This window comes from Paucibacter sp. B2R-40, assembly GCF_025717555.1.
Classification (GTDB): domain Bacteria; phylum Pseudomonadota; class Gammaproteobacteria; order Burkholderiales; family Burkholderiaceae_C; genus Paucibacter_A.
Map to the genome: position 1 here is coordinate 39,902 of NZ_JAJIRP010000014.1, position 21,504 is coordinate 61,405.

Annotated in this window: 18 protein-coding genes; 10 read left to right on the forward strand and 8 right to left on the reverse strand. The window is 61.9% G+C overall.

Annotated elements, in window-relative coordinates:
- The first annotated feature begins 95 nt into the window (after positions 1-95).
- The 3 genes from LNV09_RS22680 (at position 96) to LNV09_RS22690 (ending at position 1,847) form a co-directional block, all read left to right on the forward strand.
- Positions 96-746 carry a GGDEF domain-containing protein gene (locus LNV09_RS22680; RefSeq protein ID WP_263559339.1) on the forward strand — a complete coding sequence of 217 codons (651 nt, stop codon included), beginning with the start codon at positions 96-98 and terminating at the stop codon, positions 744-746.
- 177 nt (positions 747-923) lie between these two features.
- Positions 924-1,367, forward strand: coding sequence for a hypothetical protein (locus tag LNV09_RS22685; protein ID WP_263559340.1), 444 nt, complete (start codon positions 924-926; stop codon positions 1,365-1,367).
- 99 nt (positions 1,368-1,466) lie between these two features.
- Positions 1,467-1,847, forward strand: a complete 381-nt coding sequence (locus tag LNV09_RS22690; protein WP_263559341.1) for a PilZ domain-containing protein — start codon at positions 1,467-1,469, stop codon at positions 1,845-1,847.
- Here the strand turns inward: LNV09_RS22690 and LNV09_RS22695 are convergent, their stop codons facing one another.
- The gene (locus LNV09_RS22695) at positions 1,848-2,696 is read right to left on the reverse strand and encodes an alpha/beta fold hydrolase (protein ID WP_263559342.1); all 849 of its coding nucleotides are present in this window, start codon (positions 2,694-2,696) and stop codon (positions 1,848-1,850) included. It abuts the gene before it with no gap.
- A gap of 133 nt (positions 2,697-2,829) precedes the next feature.
- Between LNV09_RS22695 and LNV09_RS22700 the strand changes: the two genes are divergently transcribed.
- The 3 genes from LNV09_RS22700 to LNV09_RS22710 all read left to right on the forward strand — a co-directional run bounded on the left by LNV09_RS22700 (position 2,830) and on the right by LNV09_RS22710 (position 6,117).
- On the forward strand, positions 2,830-5,037 hold the full coding sequence (locus LNV09_RS22700) for a molybdopterin-dependent oxidoreductase (protein WP_263559343.1): 2,208 nt from the start codon (positions 2,830-2,832) through the stop codon (positions 5,035-5,037).
- A 258-nt stretch (positions 5,038-5,295) separates the two neighbouring features.
- Entirely contained in the window at positions 5,296-5,502 is a 207-nt protein-coding gene (locus tag LNV09_RS22705; protein ID WP_263534780.1) for a cold-shock protein, read from the forward strand.
- 444 nt (positions 5,503-5,946) lie between these two features.
- The gene (locus tag LNV09_RS22710) at positions 5,947-6,117 is read left to right on the forward strand and encodes a hypothetical protein (RefSeq protein ID WP_411969337.1); all 171 of its coding nucleotides are present in this window, start codon (positions 5,947-5,949) and stop codon (positions 6,115-6,117) included.
- Between the two features lie 73 nt (positions 6,118-6,190).
- On the opposite strand, the gene LNV09_RS22715 is transcribed toward LNV09_RS22710, so the two are convergent.
- The 3 genes from LNV09_RS22715 to LNV09_RS22725 are packed head-to-tail and all read right to left on the reverse strand — an operon-like array spanning position 6,191 to position 12,033.
- Positions 6,191-7,588 carry an efflux transporter outer membrane subunit gene (locus tag LNV09_RS22715; RefSeq protein WP_263559344.1) on the reverse strand — a complete coding sequence of 466 codons (1,398 nt, stop codon included), beginning with the start codon at positions 7,586-7,588 and terminating at the stop codon, positions 6,191-6,193.
- On the reverse strand, positions 7,585-10,758 hold the full coding sequence (locus LNV09_RS22720; protein WP_263559345.1) for an efflux RND transporter permease subunit: 3,174 nt from the start codon (positions 10,756-10,758) through the stop codon (positions 7,585-7,587). The genes LNV09_RS22715 and LNV09_RS22720 overlap by 4 nt, the downstream gene beginning before the upstream one ends.
- A gap of 15 nt (positions 10,759-10,773) precedes the next feature.
- Positions 10,774-12,033: an efflux RND transporter periplasmic adaptor subunit gene (locus tag LNV09_RS22725; protein WP_263559346.1), complete on the reverse strand. Its 1,260-nt coding sequence runs from the start codon at positions 12,031-12,033 to the stop codon at positions 10,774-10,776.
- Between the two features lie 101 nt (positions 12,034-12,134).
- Between LNV09_RS22725 and LNV09_RS22730 the strand changes: the two genes are divergently transcribed.
- Complete coding sequence (locus LNV09_RS22730) at positions 12,135-12,848, forward strand: TetR family transcriptional regulator (RefSeq protein WP_263559347.1); 714 nt, start codon at positions 12,135-12,137, stop codon at positions 12,846-12,848.
- Between the two features lie 168 nt (positions 12,849-13,016).
- Entirely contained in the window at positions 13,017-15,392 is a 2,376-nt protein-coding gene (locus tag LNV09_RS22735) for a YgiQ family radical SAM protein (RefSeq protein ID WP_263559348.1), read from the forward strand.
- 3 nt (positions 15,393-15,395) lie between these two features.
- On the opposite strand, the gene LNV09_RS22740 is transcribed toward LNV09_RS22735, so the two are convergent.
- Positions 15,396-15,659 carry a hypothetical protein gene (locus LNV09_RS22740; RefSeq protein ID WP_263559349.1) on the reverse strand — a complete coding sequence of 88 codons (264 nt, stop codon included), beginning with the start codon at positions 15,657-15,659 and terminating at the stop codon, positions 15,396-15,398.
- Positions 15,660-16,073 carry a phage holin family protein gene (locus LNV09_RS22745; protein WP_263559350.1) on the reverse strand — a complete coding sequence of 138 codons (414 nt, stop codon included), beginning with the start codon at positions 16,071-16,073 and terminating at the stop codon, positions 15,660-15,662.
- A gap of 185 nt (positions 16,074-16,258) precedes the next feature.
- Here LNV09_RS22745 and LNV09_RS22750 point away from each other — a divergent pair, with 185 nt between their 5' ends.
- Entirely contained in the window at positions 16,259-18,511 is a 2,253-nt protein-coding gene (locus tag LNV09_RS22750) for a GGDEF/EAL domain-containing response regulator (protein WP_263559351.1), read from the forward strand.
- A gap of 41 nt (positions 18,512-18,552) precedes the next feature.
- Here LNV09_RS22750 and LNV09_RS22755 read toward each other — a convergent pair whose 3' ends face one another.
- Complete coding sequence (locus LNV09_RS22755) at positions 18,553-18,864, reverse strand: ElaB/YgaM/YqjD family protein (protein ID WP_263559352.1); 312 nt, start codon at positions 18,862-18,864, stop codon at positions 18,553-18,555.
- Between the two features lie 129 nt (positions 18,865-18,993).
- On the reverse strand, positions 18,994-20,109 hold the full coding sequence (gene ald / locus LNV09_RS22760) for an alanine dehydrogenase (protein ID WP_263559353.1): 1,116 nt from the start codon (positions 20,107-20,109) through the stop codon (positions 18,994-18,996).
- A 177-nt stretch (positions 20,110-20,286) separates the two neighbouring features.
- Between ald and LNV09_RS22765 the strand changes: the two genes are divergently transcribed.
- Entirely contained in the window at positions 20,287-21,504 is a 1,218-nt protein-coding gene (locus tag LNV09_RS22765) for a 6-phosphofructokinase (protein ID WP_263559354.1), read from the forward strand.

Consider the following 21,504-nt stretch of genomic DNA (forward strand, 5'->3'; position numbering starts at 1 on the left):
GATTCGCTGATTCGCTGATTCGATTGAAATCGTCTGCATGAGCGCTATCCTTAGCGACTGTTACTTGCCGATCTCGCCGACCTATTGCGCCAACCATGTTGCCCGACATAGATCTCGCCACCGCCAGCCGCGCCAGCTTGGAGCTGGCCATTGCACAAGCCTGCAGCCAGCCCGCTGGCATGGCGCTGACGGCTTATTTGAGCGCCTGCCACTTGCGCCTGAGCGCGCTGTGCGAGCAGGCCCAAGACTTTGAAGCGGCACTGCACCACTATCGGCGCTTTCATCAGCTGAGCCTGCAAGACCGTGTTTCAACCTTGCTTGATCGCGCAGCGCTGCTGCAAGGCTTGCATGAACTGATAGTGCAATCCAAAGGACTGGGTGTGGGCCTGTGCTTGGTTGCCCTGGAGGTGGACCGCGCCGCGCACGGGCCTGACGAGCAAACGCAGCTGGCCGACTTGCTGCGTCGTCAATGCCGGCCGGAAGACTTGATTGCTTGCCAAGGCCGCGGTTCGGGCCATGGCTTGCTGCTGGTTTTGAGCGATGTGGACTTGGCCTCGGCGCGCAAGGTCTGCGAGCGGGTTCGCTCGGCCTGGCCCAAACAAAGCGCAGGAGGCAGCCTCAGCATGGGATTGAGCGCCTGGCGTGGCCCAGCCGATGAGCTCACTCGCCTGCTAGAGCGCGCCGAGAGCGCTTTGACGGCGGCCCAACGCGGCGGCGGCAACTGCCTGCGCAGCGGTTCGGCCTGAGCTGCACACGCTTGGCCCAGCCTTGGCGTGATTTTTTGCTCGTTCAAATCGCCTTGCCAGCAAGCTGGCGCGGCCTACACTCTCGCACTGACGGGCCTGGGCAGTTTTTGTGCGCACTGCGCACGCTGATATCTTTTTGCGCGGCGGCATGCCCGCGCCATTTCTAAACCTAGAGACATGAGTACACAAGCCGACTTATCCAAGCTGGCCATTGCCTTGGAATACGCCGACTTGGGGGCAGGCCTGTATCTGGCCGGCGGCAGCGACCACGCAGCCAAGCTGTTGGCCGCCGCCGCCGAGCAAGTGCTGGGCGACCTGGCGCGTTTGCTGGGACCCTCCGCCCACAATGATGAGGTGCAAACCCTGCTCGCCAAGATCGCCAAACGCTACAAGGCCGCGCCACTGGAGCCCAATAGCTCGCGCGCCAAGCGAGGCGACGGGCTGTCAGCCCTGGGCTTTGCTCAAGCTGGCGAGAAGGTGAGTGAGGAGACCCGCGAGGCCACTGCCGCCTATCTGCGCGCGGCTTGGTATACCTTGGAAGCAATGGGGCTGGACGCCGTCGTGCCCTTGCGCCTGCAAAAAGCGGTCGACCAAAGCACCATCTACGCCAACCACAGCTGAAGCACCGAAACAGCGGTTTTGCACGCGCTAATCTCATCGCCACGCGCAGGGTGCATCTGCTAGCATCAAAGCCAAGCATCAAAGCCAAGCATCAAAGCGGTGCACAAGGAGCCTGCCATCAATACCGAACGCCGCCATTTCGCCCGCGTCGCCTTCGACGTCGAGGCCGAGTTGATCACCACCCAAGAACATCTGAAAGCTCAGGTGCTGGACCTGTCGCTGAAGGGCGCTTTGCTGAACCTACCGGGTGCAGCCGAGTTGGCGCTGAACCTGCCTTGTTTGCTCAAAGTGCGCCTGAATGACCAGGAAACCGTCATCGCCATGGCTGGAGAATTGGCCCATGTGGAAGGCGAGCATGCCGGTTTTCTGTGCCGCAGCATTGACATCGAAAGCATCACCCACCTGCGCCGCCTGATCGAAATGAATCTGGGCGACGCATCGCTGGTGGAGCGCGAACTGGCCGCACTGATCAGTAACTGATCAAGCTTGAATGAACTGGCGCAGCGTGGCAAACGCGGCCTCAGGGTCATCGCGCCATGCGCCATGTCCGACGCCGGGGAAGCTGACGAATTGCGCCCATTGCGCCGGCAACGCCGCTGCCATATCCCGCGCATCGTCGAGCGGGCAGACCGGATCCTCCTCCCCCGCCATCACCAAGACCGGGCATTGAGCCCGCGCCAAGCCGGGCAATAAATCCATGCCTTGCTTCTCGCCGCCAACGAAGTGCAGCAAGATGTCTTCGCGCAGCAACGTCCGCTGGCCTGCATCCGGGTCGCGCGGCTCGGAGCTGTTGTAGAGCTTGCGGCAGCCGGCCCAATAAGCCGCCCAAGAAGCCGGCGTCGGCTCGCTCCAGAACTTCAGCGCCAAATCACGCGCTGCGGGGCCGCCGAGTTTTTCAAACATCGCCAGCTTGCGCGCCATCACCATATTGGGCGAGGTGCTGGACAGAATGATCTTGGACGCATGCTCGGGGTGGCGAGCCAGGTAATGCTGGGCCACAAAGCCGCCGAAGGACTGACCCAATACGATGGGCTTGACGATACCTAATGCGTCGCACAAGCGCACCACGTCATCGGCCCAGGTGTCCAGCGTCCATTCGGCCTGCGGCCGCTCGTCACTGCGGCCATGTCCTCGGTGGTCGTAATAGATGATTTGCACCAGATCAGCCAGCCGGCTGAAGATAGGCTTGAAGGCACTGTGATCAAAGCCAGGCCCGCCGTGCAGGCAGATCAGCGTCGGCTTCTGCCGCAGCGTAGGGCCGTCCGGCACCCATTCCGGGCCTTCGACGTCCACGAATAAACGCACGCCGCCGCCGATAGCTATCTTCATCGCTGCATCCTCGCCAGACAAAGGTGCAGTATGCAAGATAGCGCGCAGCGCTGTCGCCTAGAAGACCTGCACAGTGAGGCTCAGGCCACAAAATTCACTCCAACCTTCGTCGATTGATTTGGAATAGAGAACCATGAGCGACACGCTAAAGACGCATTACCGCATCTGCCCTTTGTGCGAGGCCTGCTGCGGGCTGGAGCTTCAAACCCAAGGCGACAGGGTCATCAGCATCCGCGGCGCTGAGCAGGATGTGTTCAGCCGCGGCTTTATCTGCCCCAAGGGCGTGTCACTGAAGGACCTGCACGAAGACCCCGACCGCCTGCGCCAGCCTTTGATCAAACGTGAGGGCCGCTTTGTTGAAGCCAGCTGGGACGAGGCGCTGGGTGAAGTGGCCAAGCATTTGTTGCCGGTGATTGAACAATACGGCCCCGATTCGGTCGCCAGCGTGATAGGCAATCCTGCCGCCCACAAGATCAGCCTCTTGAGCTACTTCCCGCGCCTGGCCCGTGCCCTGGGCACGCGCAATATTTTCTCGGCCTCTACCCTGGACCAGATGCCCAAGCAGCTCTCGAGCGGCCTGATGTTCGGGCATTGGCTGTCGATTCCGGTACCCGATATCGAACGCTGCGACTGGCTCTTGATCCTGGGCGCCAACCCCATGGTCAGCAATGGCAGCCTCTGGACGGTGCCAGACTATCGCGGCAAGGCCAAAGCGATGCGCGCCCGTGGCGGCCGCATCGTCGTGGTTGACCCGCGCCGCAGCGAGACGGCAGCGGCGGCCGACGAGCATCTGGCCATCCGGCCGAACGGCGATGTGTTCATGCTCTTGGCCATGGTCAACACGCTATTCTCCGAAGGTCTGGTGCGCACAGGCAGGCTGGGCGAACACATCAACGGGCTGGAGGAGCTGCGCGCTGCGACCGCTAACTTCACGCCCGAGCGCATGGCGTCCGGCTGCGGCATTGATGCAATCACGCTGCGCCGCTTGGCCCGCGAGTTGGCCACCGCCAAATGCGCAGCGGTTTACGGGCGGATCGGCACCTGCACGCAGCGCTTCGGCACGCTCAACAGCTGGCTGGTCGATGTGCTGAACATACTCAGCGGCCATCTGGATGCGCCCGGCGGCGCGATGTTCCCCAAAGCGGCGGCCTTCGCGGCCAATACCCAGGGCAAGCCCGGCAGTGGCCGCGGCATCAGCACCGGGCGGCGCAGCAGCCGGGTGTCCGGCGCGCCCGAGGTGTTTGGCGAATTGCCTATCACTTGTTTGGCCGAAGAGATAGAAACCGCCGGCGCCGGTCAGGTGCGCGCCTTGATCTGCATAGCCGCCAACCCGGTGCTGTCGACGCCCAACGGGCCACGCCTTGCCCGCGCGCTCGAGGGCCTGGACTTCATGCTCAGCCTGGACATCTACCTGAACGAGACCAGCCGCCATGCCGATGTGATCCTGCCGGGGCTGTCGCCGCTGGAAGATTTGCATTTCGATGTAGCCTTTCCCCAGCTGTCATTTCGCAACCATGCGCGTTTTTCTGGACCGGTGTTTGCCAAGCCAAACGGGCAGCCCGAAGAATGGGAAACCCTGTTGCGACTGACGGCCATGCTCGAGGGCCGCGATTGGCGCGCCGATTTGACCGAGTTGGACGACGCGGCCATCGCCGCAGACCTGCAGCGCTTGGGGCCCGCCACTGCCGCTTCCTTGTCACAGCAACTCGCCGGCCAGCGCGGGCCGGAGCGCTTGATCGACTTGGCGCTGCGCACCGGACCTTATGGTGGAGCCGCAGAGCAAGACCTGACCCTCGCCAAGATCAAGGCAGCAGATGGCGGCATCGACCTCGGTCCTTTGCAGCCGCGCATCCCCGAGTTGTTGCGCACACCTTCCGGCCGCATCGAGCTGGCGCCGCCTTCGCTGCTGGCAGATCTGCAATATGTCGACGCGGCATTGAGCGTGGCGGCGCCCGAGTTCAGCCTGATAGGCCGGCGTGATCTGCGTTCGGGCAATAGCTGGATGCACAACCTGCCGCTGCTGGCCAAGGGGCCGGAGCGCTGCACCCTGTTGATCAATCCACAGGACGCCGCGCGACTGGGTCTGCGCGACGGCAGCCAAGCCAAGCTCAGCAGCGACTTGGGCGAGTTGCAAGTGCGGGTGGCATTGAGCATGGACATGTCGGCCGGTGTGGTCAGCCTGCCGCATGGCTGGGGACATGACTTGCCCGGCGTGCGGATGGCCATCGCAGGCATCAAACCTGGCGTCAATCTGAACGCCCTGATGAATGACAGCCTGCGCGACCCACTCTCCGGCAACGCCGTGCTCAGTGGCGTGGCGGTCAAGATTTGTGCTGCATGAGTCAGAGAAAACTCAAACTACTCGACAGAGCTATAACTTTCGTGTTACATTCACCGGATAGATACGCACAAGACCGTTTCTTCAAGGTCTTCAATCTGCAGCCCCGCCGTACGTACGCTTTATTCGTCGCGCTAGGCTCGCTTCAGTTTCAACTCCCCGTTTGACTGTTCTTGAGTGTTTCTGTCTTCGAAGGTCTCGCGTTGTCGCGAGCCGCGAAGTGTTTTTTATTTTGTTCAAAAGGAACACATCATGACAACAATGCAAACTGGCACCGTGAAATGGTTCGACGACGGCAAGGGCTTCGGCTTCATCACGCCTGAAGACGGCTCCAAGGATCTGTTCGCTCACCACAGCGAAATCCGCAACAACGGCGGTTTCCGCACTTTGGCCGAAAACCAAAAGGTTGAGTTTGAAGTCAAGCAAGGCCCTAAGGGTCTGCAAGCTTCGAACATCCGCGGCCTGTAAAAGCCCCGGTACGGCGCGCAAGCGCCGTCACTAAAAAGGGTTAGCGCGCAAGTGCTGACCCTTTTGTTTTGATTTACAAGTTTTGCCCGTTTCAAATTTGATCTCACCAGTTCAAACGGTTTTGCCCCCAACAAAGCCAATGCGCCGCCCCACCATGCGCCGCAGTTTCACCTTGCCAAAATAATTACAAATCCAGGCAAGCGAATATCAAGGTCGGCCCATTGAGCCCGGCACCTGTCAAGCGCCCACCAAGCCAAGACCAAGCCATTACCGTCGTTTGAGGCCACGAAGACTCACGACCCCATGCGCGACCCCCGATCACGCAGTCAATAAGCAAATCCCCTTCGCCATATCGCGCCGCGACATCTGTCATGGCGCACACCTCTCTCAAAAAAAATGCAAACTAAAAACAGCATTGAGGTGGGCAAATATCTTGTCTCACCCATGATCAAACCCCAGGACGATGGCAGTTTTGCTGCGTCTGTTTCAATCCGCTCAGGTCGCGGCATGGCCAGCCATGACCGTGTGATGCGCTTCACCCCGCGTTTCATCAGCCAGCGCGCTGCGATGCGCTACGCCACGTCCGAAGGCTTGGCCTGGGTGCGCGCGCATTGATGCACGCGAACTCATAAGCCAATAAGAAAAGGCGCTCCGAGGAGCGCCTTTTTGCGTTCAAGCGGCCGGCAAGTTAACTCTTGGCCAGGCCGCCGCCCAGCGCCTTGTACAGCTGCACATTGTTCAGCAGCAAGCCCAGGCGGGTCTGCAACAAAGCCTGTTGCGCGGCATAACTGGCACGTTGAGCGTCCAGCAGCTCCAGGCTGTTCGATGCGCCATTGGCAAACCTCAGCTCCACCAAGCGCAGCCGCTCAGCCTCGGCGCGCGCCTGCTCAAGCTGTGCCTGCGTTTGCTCCGCATAAGTGGCGCGGCCCGCCAAGGCATCGGCCACTTCACGGAAAGCCTGCTGCACCGTCTTTTCATACTGCGCGACGGCGATCGCTTGCGCCGTCTTACTGGCCTCCAGATTGGCCTTGTTGCGCCCGGCATCAAAGATCGGCATCAGCGCTTGCGCGCCCAGACTCCAGACCGTGTTGCTGAACAGCTGCGACAGCTCATTGCTGGCCGTCCCCAAGCTGGTGGTCAGGCTGATGGACGGGAAGAAGGCCGCCCGCGCCGCGCCAATATTGGCGTTCGCCGCGATCAGCAATTGCTCCGCCTGCAAGACGTCTGGGCGCTTGATCAAGACCTCGGACGGCAGGCCGGCCGGCAGCTCGAACACTTGAGCCGCCGCCAATTGCTGGCCCTGAGCCATATCGCTCGGCAGAGCTTGGCCAAGCAGCAGCACCAGACCGTTCTCGCTCTGCTCGCGCTGGCGCTTGGCCTGTGCGAGGCTGGCGCGTGCAGCAGCCGCAGCGGACTCGGCAGAGCTCAGGTCCAGGGCCGAGCCGGCGCCGCCGTCAAACTTCATGCGCGTCAAGCGCAGCGTGTCCTCACGGGCGGCCAAGGTCTGGCGGGCCAAGAGCAGGAGCTCCTGGTCGGCTTGCAGCGCCAGATAGCTGGAGGCCACGCCGGCCACTAGGCTGATTTGCGCTGCGCGGCCGCCCTCCGCGCTGGCCAAGTAACGCGCCAGCGCAGCGTCACTTTGGCTCTTCACCCGGCCGAACAAATCGAGCTCGAAGGCGCTGATCTGCAGTCCGGCCTGGTAGTTATTGCTGCTACCTCCGCTGCCGTCTGTTTTGGGCTGCCGGTTGGCGCTGAGGCCTGCATTGACGGTCGGCCAACGGTTGGCGTCAGCCACCCGCGCCAGTGCGCGCGCCTGCTCGACATTGAGCAGCGCCACGCGCAGATCGCGGTTGTTCTTGAGGGCGATTGCAATCAGCTCGCTGAGCCTGGCGTCGGCGGCATAGAAACTCTGCCAGGGCAGCTCAACCGCTGAAACGGCGGCCGAGGAGCTGCCTTCGGCATGAAGCCAGTTGGCAGCCACCGGCGCCGCCGGCGTCTTGTGCTCAGGCGCCAAAGACATGCAAGCGCTGAGCAGCAGGGTTGATGCTGCCGCAATCAGACCGATTGAAAAACTTGGGCGAATCATGGTGCTTGCTCCTGAGTCGATGCTGGAGCCACGCCAGCGCCGAGATGATGTTGGGCGCTGAGTTGGCGTTGCCGCTCGGTGCCCTTGAAAACACGCCGCACCACCAAGAAGAACACGGGCACGAACAAGACCGCCAGCACGGTGGCCGAGATCATGCCGGCCATCACGCCGGTACCGATGGCGCGCTGGCTGGCCGAGCCCGCGCCGCTGGCAAACACCAAAGGCATCACACCCAGAATAAAGGCCATCGAGGTCATGATGATGGGGCGAAAGCGCAGATGACAGGCTTGCAGAATCGATTCGATCAGCCCCAGACCCTCGGCCTGCAAATCCTTGGCGAACTCGATGATCAGGATCGCGTTCTTGGCCGACAGGCCGATGATGGTGATCAGGCCCACTTTCAGAAACACGTCATTGGGCATGCCGCGTAGCGACACGCCAGCCAAGGCTCCCAGCAGACCCAGTGGCACCACCAGCAGAACCGCCAAGGGAATGGTCCAGCTCTCATACAGCGCGGCCAGGCACAGGAACACCGCCAGCAGCGAGAACACCAGCAGGATGGTCGCCTGCGAGCCCGACAGTTTTTCTTCACGCGACAGCCCGGTCCACTCATAGCCGATACCGGCCGGCAGCTTGGTGATCATCTGCTCGAGCTCCTTCATCGCGTCGCCGGTGGAAGAGCCCACAGCGGCATCACCGGCCAGACGCATCGCCGGGTAGCCGTTGTAGCGCACCGCTTGCATCTGACCGCTGGTCCAATGCGTGGTGGCGAAGGCCGACAGCGGCACACTCTTGCCCAGGTTGTTGTTGACATTGAGCTTGAGCAAGTCCTCAGGCTTCATGCGCGCGGCGGCCTCGGCCTGCACGATCACGCGCTGCAGCCGCCCGCTGCTCGGGAAGTCATTGATATAGGCCGAGCCCAGCTGCGTGCCGATGACCGCCGCCACCGACTCATAGGCCACGCCCAGCGCGTTGGCCTTGTCGCGGTCGATCTCGACCTGCAGCTGCGGTGCGTCTTCCAGACCGTCCGGCCGCATGCCGGTGATGACCTTGCTCTTGGACGCCATGCCCATCAGCTGATTGCGCGCATTCAGTAAGGCCTCATGGCCCAGGCCGGCTCGGTCCTGCAGACGCAGGGCGAAGCCGGAAGCCGTGCCCAGCTCGGGGATGGGCGGCGGCGAGAGCGGGAAGATGAAGGCATCGCGCACCGCCATCATCGCGCCGAAGGCTCGCCCGGCCAGCGCCTGCGCGCTGTGCTCGGGGCCATGGCGTTCGCTCCAGGGCTTCAGCGGCACGAACACCAGCGCGGCATTCTGGCCCTGGCCGGAGAACGAGAAGCCGATCACGCCGACGGTGGCTTGCACCTCGGGCTGCTTGAGCATGAAGTCTTCCACCTTCTTGACCGCAGCCTCGGTGCGATTGGTCGTCGCACCCGGCGGCAGCTGCACATTGACGATCAGATAACCCTGATCTTCATTGGGCAGGAAAGAGGTCGGCATGCGCACATAGAGCAGGCCGACGACGGCGACCAGCGCCACATAAATGATCAGTACCCGGCCGCTGCGGCGCAGCAGCTTGGCGACCCAGCCCTCATAGCCCTTGGCGGTGCGCGAGAAACCGCGGTTGAACCAGCCGAAGAAGCCGGTCTTGGCATGGGCATGGCCGGCCTGCACCGGCTTGAGCAGGGTGGCGCACAGCGCCGGCGTCAGCGTCAGCGCCATCAACGCCGACAAGAGCATCGCCGCCACCATGGCGAGCGAGAACTGGCGGTAGATATTGCCGACCGAGCCGGCGAAGAAAGCCATCGGCACGAACACCGACACCAGCACCACGGTGATGCCGATGATGGCGCCGGAGATCTGCCCCATCGCCTTGCGGGTGGCCTCCAGCGGCGACAGCCCCTCCTCGTTCATGATGCGCTCGACGTTCTCGACCACCACGATGGCATCGTCAACCAGGATGCCGATCGCCAGCACCATGCCGAACAGCGTCAGCACGTTGATGGAAAAACCCATGGTCAGCATGATGGCAAAAGTACCCAGCAGCGCGATCGGCACCACCAGGGTCGGGATCAAGGTGTAGCGCCAGTTCTGCAGGAACAGATACATCACCAGGAAGACCAGCACGATGGCTTCGAACAAGGTCGTCACCACCTGCTTGATCGAGATGTCGACGAACTTGGACGAGTCGTAAGGGATCTCGTAATTAACGTCCTCGGGGAAGTAGCGCTGCAACTCCAGCATGCGCGCCTTCACCGCATCGGCGGCCGCCAGCGCATTGCCGCTCGGTGCCAGCTGGATGCCGATGCCGGTGGATGGCTTGCCGTTCAGGCGCGAGTAGGAGCCATAGCTCTGGCCACCCAGCTCGATGCGGGCGACGTCCTTCAGGCGCACGCTTGAGCCGTCGGCATTGGCGCGCAGCACCACATTCTGGAACTGCGCAGCGCTTTCCAGCTGACCCTTGACCACCACGGTGGCCGACATGGTCTGCGTCGACAGATTCGGCAGATCGCCCAGCGTGCCGGCAGGCACCAAGGCGTTCTGATTGCGGATCGCGTTATTGACTTCGGACGGGCTGATATTGAAAGACAACATCTTGGCCGGGTCCAGCCAGATACGCATCGCCCGCTCGGTGCCGAAGAGCTGGGCCTGGCCGATGCCGGACAGGCGCTGGATCTCGGGGATGATGTTGCGCGAGGCGTAATCACCCAATTGCACGGGATCCATGGTCCCATGCTTGGACGACAAGGTGACGAACAACAAGAAGTTGCTGCGCGCCTTGTCGATGCGCACGCCCTGCTGGACCACGGCCGAAGGCAGACGCGGCGAGGCGCGGCCCATGCGGTTCTGGATCTCGACCTGGGCCAAGTCGATATTGGTGCCGGGCTCGAAGGTGACGGTGATCGCACCGGTGCCGTTGGCCTGGCTGACCGATTCCAGATAGGCCAGGCCGGGCGCGCCATTGAGCTCTTGCTCGATCACGGAAATAACGCTCTCGTCCAGCGTCTTGGCAGAAGCACCCGGATAAACGGTACTGATGACCAGCGACGGCGGCGCCACGGTCGGGTACTGGGCAACCGGCAGTTTGGTGATGGCGACAGCGCCAAACACCAAAATGAACAGCGCAATCACCCAGGCAAAAATCGGTCGATCAATGAAAAAACGTGCCATTGCGTGATCCTCGGCTTAGTGGCTGGCGGCCGAGGCTGCAGCCATAGACGCGGGCGCCGAAGCGGCTGGATCCGAAGCTGCCGCCCACGGTACCGGTGTCACCGGCGCGCCGGGCACGAACATCTTCTGGAAGCCGTCAACAATGACTTGTTCGCCGACCTTCAGTCCCTCCAGCACCACCCATTGATTGCCGGCGGCCTGGCCGATCTTGACCATGCGGTTCAGCGGCTTGTTGTCGGGGCCGATGACCATCACGGAGTCACCCTGATTGCCGCGCTTGACGGCTTGCTGCGGCAGCAGAATACCGGCCGGCAACTCGGCCTGCACCAGGCGCACCCGCACATATTGGCCGGGCAAGAGTTGCGCCTCGGCATTGGCCACTTCGGCGCGCAGCGTCACCTGGCCGGAGCTGGGGTCAACGCTCAAATCGGTGAAGAGCAGGCGGCCGGGCTGCTTGAGCTCGCTGCCGTCATCCAGCACGATGCGCACTTCGGCAGCGGGCTGGCCCGTCTTTGAGCCGAGCTTGCGCAACTGGCCGGCATTCAGTGCCCGGCGCATTTGCTGCACCTCGTTGGCGCTTTGGGTGAAGTTAACAAACACGCTGGAAGTCTGCTGAATTAGCGCTAGTTGGGTGGCCTCAGCAGCGCTGACCAAAGCGCCCTCGGTCACCAGCGCGCGGCCGATGCGGCCGGAGATCGGGGCGGTCACATGGGCATAGTCCAGATTCAGCTTGGCGCCGGTGATGGCGGCCTTTGCGGCGGCCACATCGGCTTCCGCCGCCTTGGCCGCAGCCACCGAGATCAAGTATTCCTGCTGCGAAATGGCCCTGCCTTCATACAAAGGCTTGTTGCGTTCAGCTTGCGCGGCCGCCTGGCTCAAATTGGCCTGCGCCTTGGCCAAGTTGGCCTGCGCGCTGTCCAGCGCGGCCTGGTAGGGCGCCGGGTCGATCTGGAACAAGGCCTGGCCGGCCTTGACTTCCTCGCCTTCGGTGAACAGGCGCTTGAGCACCACGCCATTGACGCGCGCCCTCACCTGCGCAGTGCGCAAGGCCTCGACCCGACCGGGCAATTCAGTTTGCAAGGCCACGGCTTGCTGCTGAGCGCTGATCACGCCGACTTGCGGAGGAGGCGGCGCGCCACCTCCGGCGGGCTTGTCGGTGCCGCCGCCACAGGCACTCAATGCGGCGGCCACGGCAATGGCCAAGGGAATCAGATAGAGAACCCGAGCGCCGGTACTCAGCGCGCGTGGGGTCAAGGATGCGTTTTTTGTCGGCATGGTGATGGGAGGCAAATGGTTTGAGGCAACTGAACAAGAATGGCTCGCATTCTATACATACATTCACGCATGTATGTAAATAGGGTTAAAATATCCTCACGATGGCCAGGAAAACAAAACTCGAAGCGCAAGAGACGCGCAATAGCTTGCTCGACGCGGCGGAATTGCTGTTTCAGCAGCGCGGCGTTTCACGTTGCTCGCTGCAAGACATTGCCGTGGCGGCCGGCGTCACGCGCGGAGCGATCTACTGGCATTTCCAGGACAAAGCCGAGTTGTTCAACGCCATGATGGAGCGCGCCACCATGCCGCTCGAAGAAGGCATGCACCCGCCCAGCGCGGCCGCCGCACACCTGACCTTGACGGAATTGCGCTGGGGCTTGGTCAACGTCTTCTACACGGCCATGCACAACGAACGCACCCGCCGGGTGTTCGAGATCGCGATGCAAAAGGTCGAGTACACCGGCGAGATGCAGGCTCTGCGGGAGCGCAAGCTGGCCTCGCACCGTGAGTGGCGCGAGCAAAACCGCGCCGCATTCAATCACGCCGTGGGCTTAGGCCAATTGCCCAGCAGCTTGGACACGCGTATCGCGGCCGTGTCCTTGGTCGCCTTGGTGGACGGGCTGCTGCACCAATGGATGATGGACCCCAGTTCCTTCGATTTGCTGGAAGTCGGACAGGCTGCGGTGGAGGGCTTCCTGACCAGCTTGGCCTCCAAGGACAGCAATTTGCTGCCACCGATGAGCGAGGAAGAACGCGCACGCCTGGGCCAAGTCGGCATTTGCCGGCGCAGCAGCCAGCTTGATCCGCAGCACTGAGAACCCTTGAATGGCCGCTGGGATGGCGACTTGATCGTCCATCTGAGCGGCCATTTCATGAACAAAGCCCGCCACTTGCAGGTACTAAGCCCTTGATTTTTGATGGCAATGAGCGGGTTTGTCCTAAGTCAGGGACAATCGCGGGTTGCTCTCCAAAGAATTGCCGCCGTGTCCGCACACCCAACCCTCACCGCACCGAAACCAGTCAAGGCCCTGACGGCTTATCGCCCGTTCTGGGCCAAGCGTTTTGGTCACGCCCCTTTTCTGCCCATGAGCCGGGCCGAGATGGATCAGCTCGGCTGGGATTCCTGCGACATCATCATCGTCACCGGCGACGCCTATGTGGACCACCCGAGCTTCGGCATGGCGGTGATTGGCCGCACGCTCGAAGCCCAGGGCTTCCGCGTCGGCATCATTGCGCAACCCGATTGGCAAAGCGCCGAGCCGTTCAAGGTCTTGGGCAAACCGAATCTGTTCTTCGGCATCGCCGCCGGCAATATGGATTCGATGATCAACCGCTACACCGCCGACCGCAAGATCCGCAGCGACGATGTCTACACGCCCGGCGGCCAAGGCGGCAGCCGGCCTGACCGCGCCACCTTGGTCTACACCCAGCGCTGCAAAGAGGCCTGGAACGAAGTGCCCATCGTGATCGGCGGCATCGAAGCGTCGCTGCGCCGTATCGCGCATTACGATTATTGGCAGGACAAGGTACGCCGCTCGGTGCTGGTCGACTCCAAGGCCGATCTCTTGGTCTACGGCAATGCAGAACGTGCCATTGTCGAGATCGCGCACCGCCTGGCCGCGCGCCAGCCGGTCGAAAGCATCACCGATGTGCGCGGCACCTCGTTCATGCGCCGCACCGATGATCCGACCTCGCATGAATGGTTCGAGCTGGACTCGTCCTCCGTTGATCTGCCGGGCCGCATCGATGCGCACATCAGCCCCTATCAGACGATTGAAGAGACCGCCACCGACAAGGCAGCCGCCTGCGTGACCGGCCAGGTCAAGGCGCCCGGCGAAGATGGCAGCAAGCCGATCAAGATTGTCCGCATGGCCAGCGCCGCTGTAGCTGCGGCACCTTTGTCGGGCAAGATTCAAATGCCCGCCCGCGAACGCACCGTCGTGCGCCTGCCCTCTTACGAGCAAGTCAAGAGCGACCCGGTGCTGTATGCCCACGCCAACCGCGTCTTGCACCTGGAGACCAACCCGGGCAATGCCCGCGCGCTGGTGCAAAAGCACGGTGACCGTGACGTCTGGATCAATCCACCGCCAATCCCGCTGACGACGGCCGAGATGGACCATGTGTTCGATCTGAACTATGCCCGCTCACCGCACCCGCGCTATGCCGACGAGAACGGCAGCCATGACGGGGCAACCAAGATCCCGGCCTGGGAGATGATCCGCTTCAGCGTCAACATCATGCGCGGCTGCTTCGGTGGCTGCACCTTCTGCTCGATCACCGAGCATGAAGGCCGCATCATCCAGAGCCGCAGCGAGGACTCGGTGATCCGCGAAATCGAAGAGATGCGCGACAAGGTCAAGGGCTTCACCGGTGTGGTGTCCGACCTCGGGGGACCTACCGCCAATATGTACCGTATCGGCTGCAAGTCGCCCGAGATCGAGGCTGCTTGCCGCAAGCCGTCCTGCGTCTACCCCGGCATTTGCTCCAACCTCAACACCAATCACGATCCGCTGATCAAGATGTACCGCCGCGCGCGGGCCTTGAAGGGTGTGAAGAAGATTCTGATCAGCTCGGGCCTGCGCTATGACCTGGCCGTCAAGTCACCCGAATACGTCAAAGAACTCGTAACGCATCATGTCGGCGGCTACCTGAAGATCGCACCCGAGCACACCGAGAACGGGCCGCTTACCAAGATGATGAAGCCCGGCATCGGCACTTACGACAAGTTCAAGCAGATGTTCGAGCAGGCCAGTGAAGAGGCCGGCAAGAAGCAATACCTGATCCCCTACTTCATCGCCGCTCATCCGGGCACCTCGGACGAGGACATGATGAATCTGGCCGTCTGGCTAAAGAAGAATGGCTTTCGCGCCGATCAGGTGCAGACCTTCTACCCCAGCCCCATGGCCACCGCCACGGCGATGTATCACACCAGCAAGAACCCGCTGAAGAAGATCACCCGCAGTGCAGAGACCAGCGAGACCGTCGACATCGTGCGCGGCGACCGCCGTCGGCGCCTGCACAAGGCCTTTTTGCGCTACCACGATGCGAACAACTGGCCGCTCTTGCGTGAGGCCTTGCAAACCATGGGGCGCGCCGATCTGATCGGTAACGGCAAATACCATTTGATCCCGACCTACCAGCCGGTCACCGACGGTAGTTACGAGAGTGCGCGGCGCAAGAACTCGACGCCGACCGGCGCGGCCAAACCTGCGCTCGGCAGCAAACCGCGCCCAGGCCAGATCCTGACCCAGCACACCGGCCTGCCGCCGCGCGACACGGGCTCACGGCCGGCGCCGCGCCGTTCGACCGGCGCTACAACGGTCAGCAGCGGCGTGCGTCGCCCGCAGACGAAGAAGTGAGCTTCAGGGCTTGGCGCGCAAGGCAGTCAATAGCCGCGCCAGCCGCAGCCCCAAGCTGGCAAAGCCCAGCACCTTGCTGACAAAGCCAGCGCGCCGCAAACCAGTCGCCATCACGACTGCGCCGGCCAGACCACCGGCAGCCCCAAACCAGCTCACCGGCTTGAGCATGGCTTGAGCCTCGGCGCGCATTTCTGAGCGCAACTCGATATTGCGCAGGCGCAGCGCCAATTGACGCTGCTTCAACTCGACCAATTCGCGTGTAAACATTCAGGGCTCCAAGGCACTGCGATCACGACCCAACTCGGCCACTGTGCCGGCAAAGGCGCCACCAGGCTGACTCAATTGGCGACCGGCACGCTGCCAGCAAATCCAAGCCAGAGCCAGGTAAAACAGGCCCAAGACCAAGGCCGTGACCCAGCGCCATGGCTCCGGCGTCATCAGCAAAAGGCACAGGCTCAACATGCCCAGCGCCGCCGCCGCCAGAAGCAAAGCCAAGAGCGACTGAATCAAAGCGCCGAAAAGTCTGAGCTTCTCGGCCTCGAATTCCAGTGAAATTTGCTCGACGCGAATCTGCACCAGCTCAAGGCCATGCCCAAACAAGCGCCGCAAAGACACCAACAGGCCCGCCGCTGGCTCAGCCTCTTGTTGGCCCCTCTCCTTGCTCCCCGGCTCACTCGTCATATCTTTTTCTCCAAAAAAACATCTTGCCACGCTATTCAGTCGATCAATGCTGCTGCAAATCGTCTATAACCGCAAACAATGCCAATAAGAGCGTTGCTTCATAGGCAATTGCGCTCATAGCGGCAGGGTGCAAAATGAAATACCCTTACGCTATTGTCAATCCATAGGCTGGAGCACAGGCCCTCATGCGCGAGACAAACAGTCCGGCCAAGTCCGATCATCAGGACGACGACGATCTATTGGAATTCTTGGATGGCCCGGAGCACGGTGACGCCGGGGATCACTCATCAAGCCAGCCATGGCGTGTCTTGATCGTTGACGACGATGGGGATGTCCATAAGGCCACCGAGTTAGCGATGCAAGGGCTGTTGGTTGAAGGCTTGCCGCTCAGTTTTTTGCATGCCAGCTCGGCAGCTGAGGCACGGCAGATATTGGCGAGCGAGACCGACCTCGCCGTCGTCTTGCTCGACGTCGTGATGGAATCCGAAGACGCTGGCCTGCAGCTGGTGCGCTACATACGCGATGACCTGGAACTCGGCGCCGTACGCATCATCTTGCGTACCGGACAGCCCGGCTACGCGCCCGAGATCGAAACGGTGCAGGCCTATGACATCAACGACTACAAGACCAAGTCCGAGCTGACGCGCACGCGGCTGTACACGGTCTTGACGGCCGCGATCCGCTCCTACCGCCAAATCTGCTCCTTAGACTCGAACCGGCGCGGCCTGGAGATGATCGTCGAGGCCAGCACCGAGTTGAGCCGACTGCGCGGCCTGCACCGCTTTGCCGAGGGCGTCGTCACGCAACTCTGCGCGATGTTGGGCATCCTGCCCGAAGGCATGGTCTGCGTGCAGATGGAAAACGAAGCCGATGCGGATGTACGCATCGTGGCAGCGGCCGGGCAGTACAGTGGGCTGATCAATTGCTCGCTCGCTTCGGTGCAAATCAAGTCCGTACGCGAACGCCTGCAGCGCTGTTTGAGCCAGCGTCAAAACATTTACGACGAAGGCACCTGCCTCTATTTTGGCCTGTCCAATGGTCGGCCGATGGCGGCCTTGGTCGATGTGGGGCGCAAACTCAGCGAGCTTGATCAGCAACTGCTGCGTGCGTTTTGCTCCAATATTTCGGTCGGCTTCGAGAATGTGGTGCTGTACGGCAAACTCTTGGATCAAGCTTACAACGACCAACTGCTGCAACTGCCCAACCGCAACCGCTTTGTCGAGTTGCTGGACAAGAATCTGAAGGATCCGGCCGGCGTCACACTGGCACTGATCGATCTGGACGATTTCTCCGACATCAATGATGCCTTCGGCCACCACTTTGGGGACCAAGTGCTGAAGTCGGTCGTCGCACGGCTGGGCAGCAAGCTCGGCCTGAGCACGGCGATGGCCCGGATCGGCTCGGACACTTTCGGCCTCCTGGGCGAGAACGCGATCGTGTGCGGCGAGACCATTCAAGACGTGTTTCTGGAGCCCTTCTCGGTTGCCGGAGAGCGCTTGCAGCTGTCAGCCACCACGGGCTTGGTGCGCCTGACCGAATCCGCGGCGGTGGGCTCGGAATTGCTGCTGGACGCGCAGATCGCGCTCAAACAAGCCAAGCAACAGCACCGCGGATCCTCCGAATATTTCTCACCGGCCATGGGTACCGATGCACGGGAACGCTTCAAGCTTTTGAAGGGCTTGCGCGCCGGCTTCGAAGAAAACCGGCTGTTTGTCGTCTATCAGCCGCAGGTCGATCTGCCCAGCGGCAAACCGATTGGCGCCGAGGCCTTGCTGCGCTGGCGCACCGAGGATGGCAAGTTCGTGCCGCCCGATCAGTTCATTCCGCTGGCCGAAAAGTCGGGGCTCATCATCAGCATTGGTGAGTTCGTCTTGCGCACGTCTTGCCATCAGCTCAAACACATGATCGAACTCGGCTACGCCGATTTCCGCATGTGCGTGAACGTCTCCTTGGCGCAGTTCCGCCACCCCGAGTTCATGACAGTGGTGAACAACGCCATGCGCGATATCGGTGTGACCGGGCGCAATCTGGAACTCGAAATCACCGAGTCGATGGCGATGGAAGACACCGAATTGGTGATGCACATTCTGGCCGACATCAAGAAGCTCGGCATCACCGTGGCGATTGATGACTTCGGCACCGGCTTCTCATCACTGAGCCATTTGCGTCAGTTGGATGTAGACCGGCTCAAGATCGACCGCGCCTTTGTGCGCGAAGCGCAGACCTCGACCGCAGGTTCCACCATCGCGCAAATGGTCATCAATCTGGGCCGTGGCCTGGGGCTGACGGTGATCGCCGAGGGCATAGAGACCGAGGAACAAAGGCAGCTGCTGCTCGGCCTGGGCTGCCACGAAGGTCAGGGTTATTTGTTCGCCCGGCCGATGCCGGCCGACCAGTTGGAGAACTGGATGGCACAAGCCAAAGCCGGCGCCGAATAAATCGCCGTCGGCTTTGCTTTAGCTTTGGGCTTGAAGCCGATTCAGCGACGGCTGATCAGCATGCCCAACAGCAGGCCCACGCCGGCCGCCAAGCCCATGGCCTGCCAAGGCTTCTCATGCACGTAGAGATCAGTGGCTCGGCCGGCCGCACGAGCTTTCTCGACCGCCGCATCCTGCAGATCCGCCAAGTTGTGTTTGGCGCGGTCCAGGCTGGCTTGAACCTTGGCGCGCAACTCAGAGGCACCTTCGCTGGCTGAACCCGCAGTGGCGCGCAGCAAGTTCTCGGCTTCAGACACAACGGCATGAAGATCGCTCATCAGGCGGTCTTTGTGGGCTTGGTTGACTTCAGACATGGCAATGCTCTCCTTGGCTATAAAAATCTCACTCCCGTAACTTAACACCTCTTTTCGACGGATGGGTGACGGGCGACTGATTTGGATCAATAAGCCGCCTCGCTAACGTAATTTGCCGAGGCCCGAATGTCAGTCCAGCAAACCTTCCGCCGGCACATATTCATAGCCCAAATCACGCGCCACCGCCTCGTAGGTCAGTTGACCCAGGGCCACATTGAGCCCCGCGCAGAGGTAGGGGCTGTCATTCAAGGCGCGCCGCCAGCCCTTTTCGGCCAAGGCCACGGCATGGGCGATGGTGGCGTTGTTGAGCGCAAAGGTCGAGGTGCGCGCGACAGCGCCTGGCATATTGGCGACGCAGTAATGCACCACACCGTCAACCACAAAGGTCGGGTCGGCATGCGTGGTCGCATGCGAGGTCTCGAAGCAGCCGCCCTGGTCGATCGCTACGTCCACCACCACTGCGCCCTTCTTCATGCGCGCAATCATGTCGCGCGTGACCAGCTTGGGCGCCGCCGCACCGGGGATCAAAACGCCGCCGATCACCAAGTCAGCCGACAACACCGTCTCCTCCAGGCTTTGCACATTCGAGTAGCTGGTGCTGATGCGGTTGCCAAAGACCAGGTCCAGCTGCCGCAGACGGTCGACATTGCGGTCCAGCACGGTCACGCGCGCGCCCATGCCCACGGCCATCTGCAGCGCATGGGTGCCGACCACGCCGGCGCCGATGATCACCACATGCGCGGGGGCAACACCTGGCACACCGCCCAGCAGCACGCCCATGCCGCCCTTGCTCTTTTCCAGATGGGCAGCGCCGGCCTGGATTGACATGCGCCCGGCCACTTCGCTCATCGGTGCCAGCAGTGGCAGACCGCCGCCGGGACCGGTAATGGTTTCATAGGCAATGCAAACCGCGCCCGACTTGACCAAGGCGGCGGTCTGCTGCGGGTCCGGTGCCAGGTGCAAATAGGTGTAGAGGATCTGCCCCTCGCGCAGCATCGCGCATTCCTGCGGCTGCGGCTCCTTGACCTTGACGATCATCTCAGCCTGCGCAAACACCGTCGCCGCGTCGGGCACGATGCTGGCGCCTGCCTCCACGTAATGTTCATCCAGCAGGCCGATGGCTGCACCGGCGCCGGTCTGCACCAAGACCTGATGGCCGCGCGAAGTCAGCTCGCGCACGCTGGCCGGCGTCAGGCCAACTCGGTATTCGTGATTCTTGATTTCCTTGGGGCATCCGATCTTCATGCTTGTCTCCAGGGCCTTGACGGCTTGTTGTGGTGCTCTGTTGTACGCCCAAGGCCCTCCGCTAGGCAAGCTTGATTTGTTTCGCTTCAGATTCATTAGCTTCGCTTATGCGAGCAAGCCAAAGCAGCCAAGCTAAGTCACAATCACCACGCACTCCAACCATGCCAAGGAACGCTCATGTCCCTCTGCAAGATCCTCGTCGCCCAGGGCGGCGGCCCGACTGCCGTCATCAATCAATCCTTGGTCGGCGTGGTGCTCGAAGCGCGCCGCCAGCACCAGGTCGGCCTGGTCTACGGCGCGCGGCACGGCGTGCGCGGCATCATCAATGAAGACTTCGTCGACCTGACGCAAGAAACCAGCCACAACCTGGAACTGGTCGCACAAACGCCTTCCTCTGCCCTGGGCTCCACGCGCGACAAACCCGACGCCGCCTACTGCCACAAGATCTTCAAAGTTCTGCAGGCGCATGGCATCACACATTTCTTCTACATCGGCGGCAATGACTCGTCCGACACCGTGCGCATCGTGAGCGAGGAAGCCGCCGCGGCAAGCTACCCGCTGCGCTGCATCCACATCCCCAAGACGATTGACAACGACCTCGTCGGCAACGACCACACGCCCGGCTTCCCCTCTGCTGCGCGCTTTGTGGCGCAGGCCTTCGCCGGCGCCAACCTCGATAACGCGGCCCTGCCCGGCGTCTATGTCGGCGTGGTGATGGGCCGGCACGCCGGCTTTCTGACGGCCGCTTCGGCCTTGGGCAAGAAGTTCCCCGACGACGGCCCGCATCTGATTTATTTGCCCGAGCGCGTATTCGATCTGCAGCAATTCCTGGCCGATGTGAAGGCGACCTATGAGCGTTTTGGGCGCTGCGTGATCGCCGTCTCCGAGGGCATCCATGACGCCTCCGGCCAGCCGATCGCCGCACAACTGACCAAGGATCTGGAGCGCGATGACCACGGCAATGTGCAACTGTCCGGCAATGGCGCGCTGGCAGATCTGCTGTGCGAAGAAATCAAGGAAAAGCTCGGCATCAAAAGGGTGCGCGGCGACACCTTCGGCTATCTGCAGCGCAGCTTCATTGGCTGCGTGTCGGATGTGGACCAACGCGAGGCGCGTGAGGTCGGCGAAAAGGCGGTGCAGTTCGCCTTCAATGCCGGCCGTGACGGCTCGGTCGCCATCAAGCGCAGCGGCTATTACTCGGTCGATTACGAGTTACTTCCACTCACTGCCGTGGCCGGCAAGACCCGCGTGATGGAGGACGAATTCATCGCAGCCAGTGGCACCGATGTCACCGACGCCTTCCGCCTTTACTTGCGCCCGTTGTTGGGCTCCGGCCTGCCGGATGCCTTCCGGCTGCGGCCCAATCCGGTTGCCAAGGTTTTGAACCCCGACTGA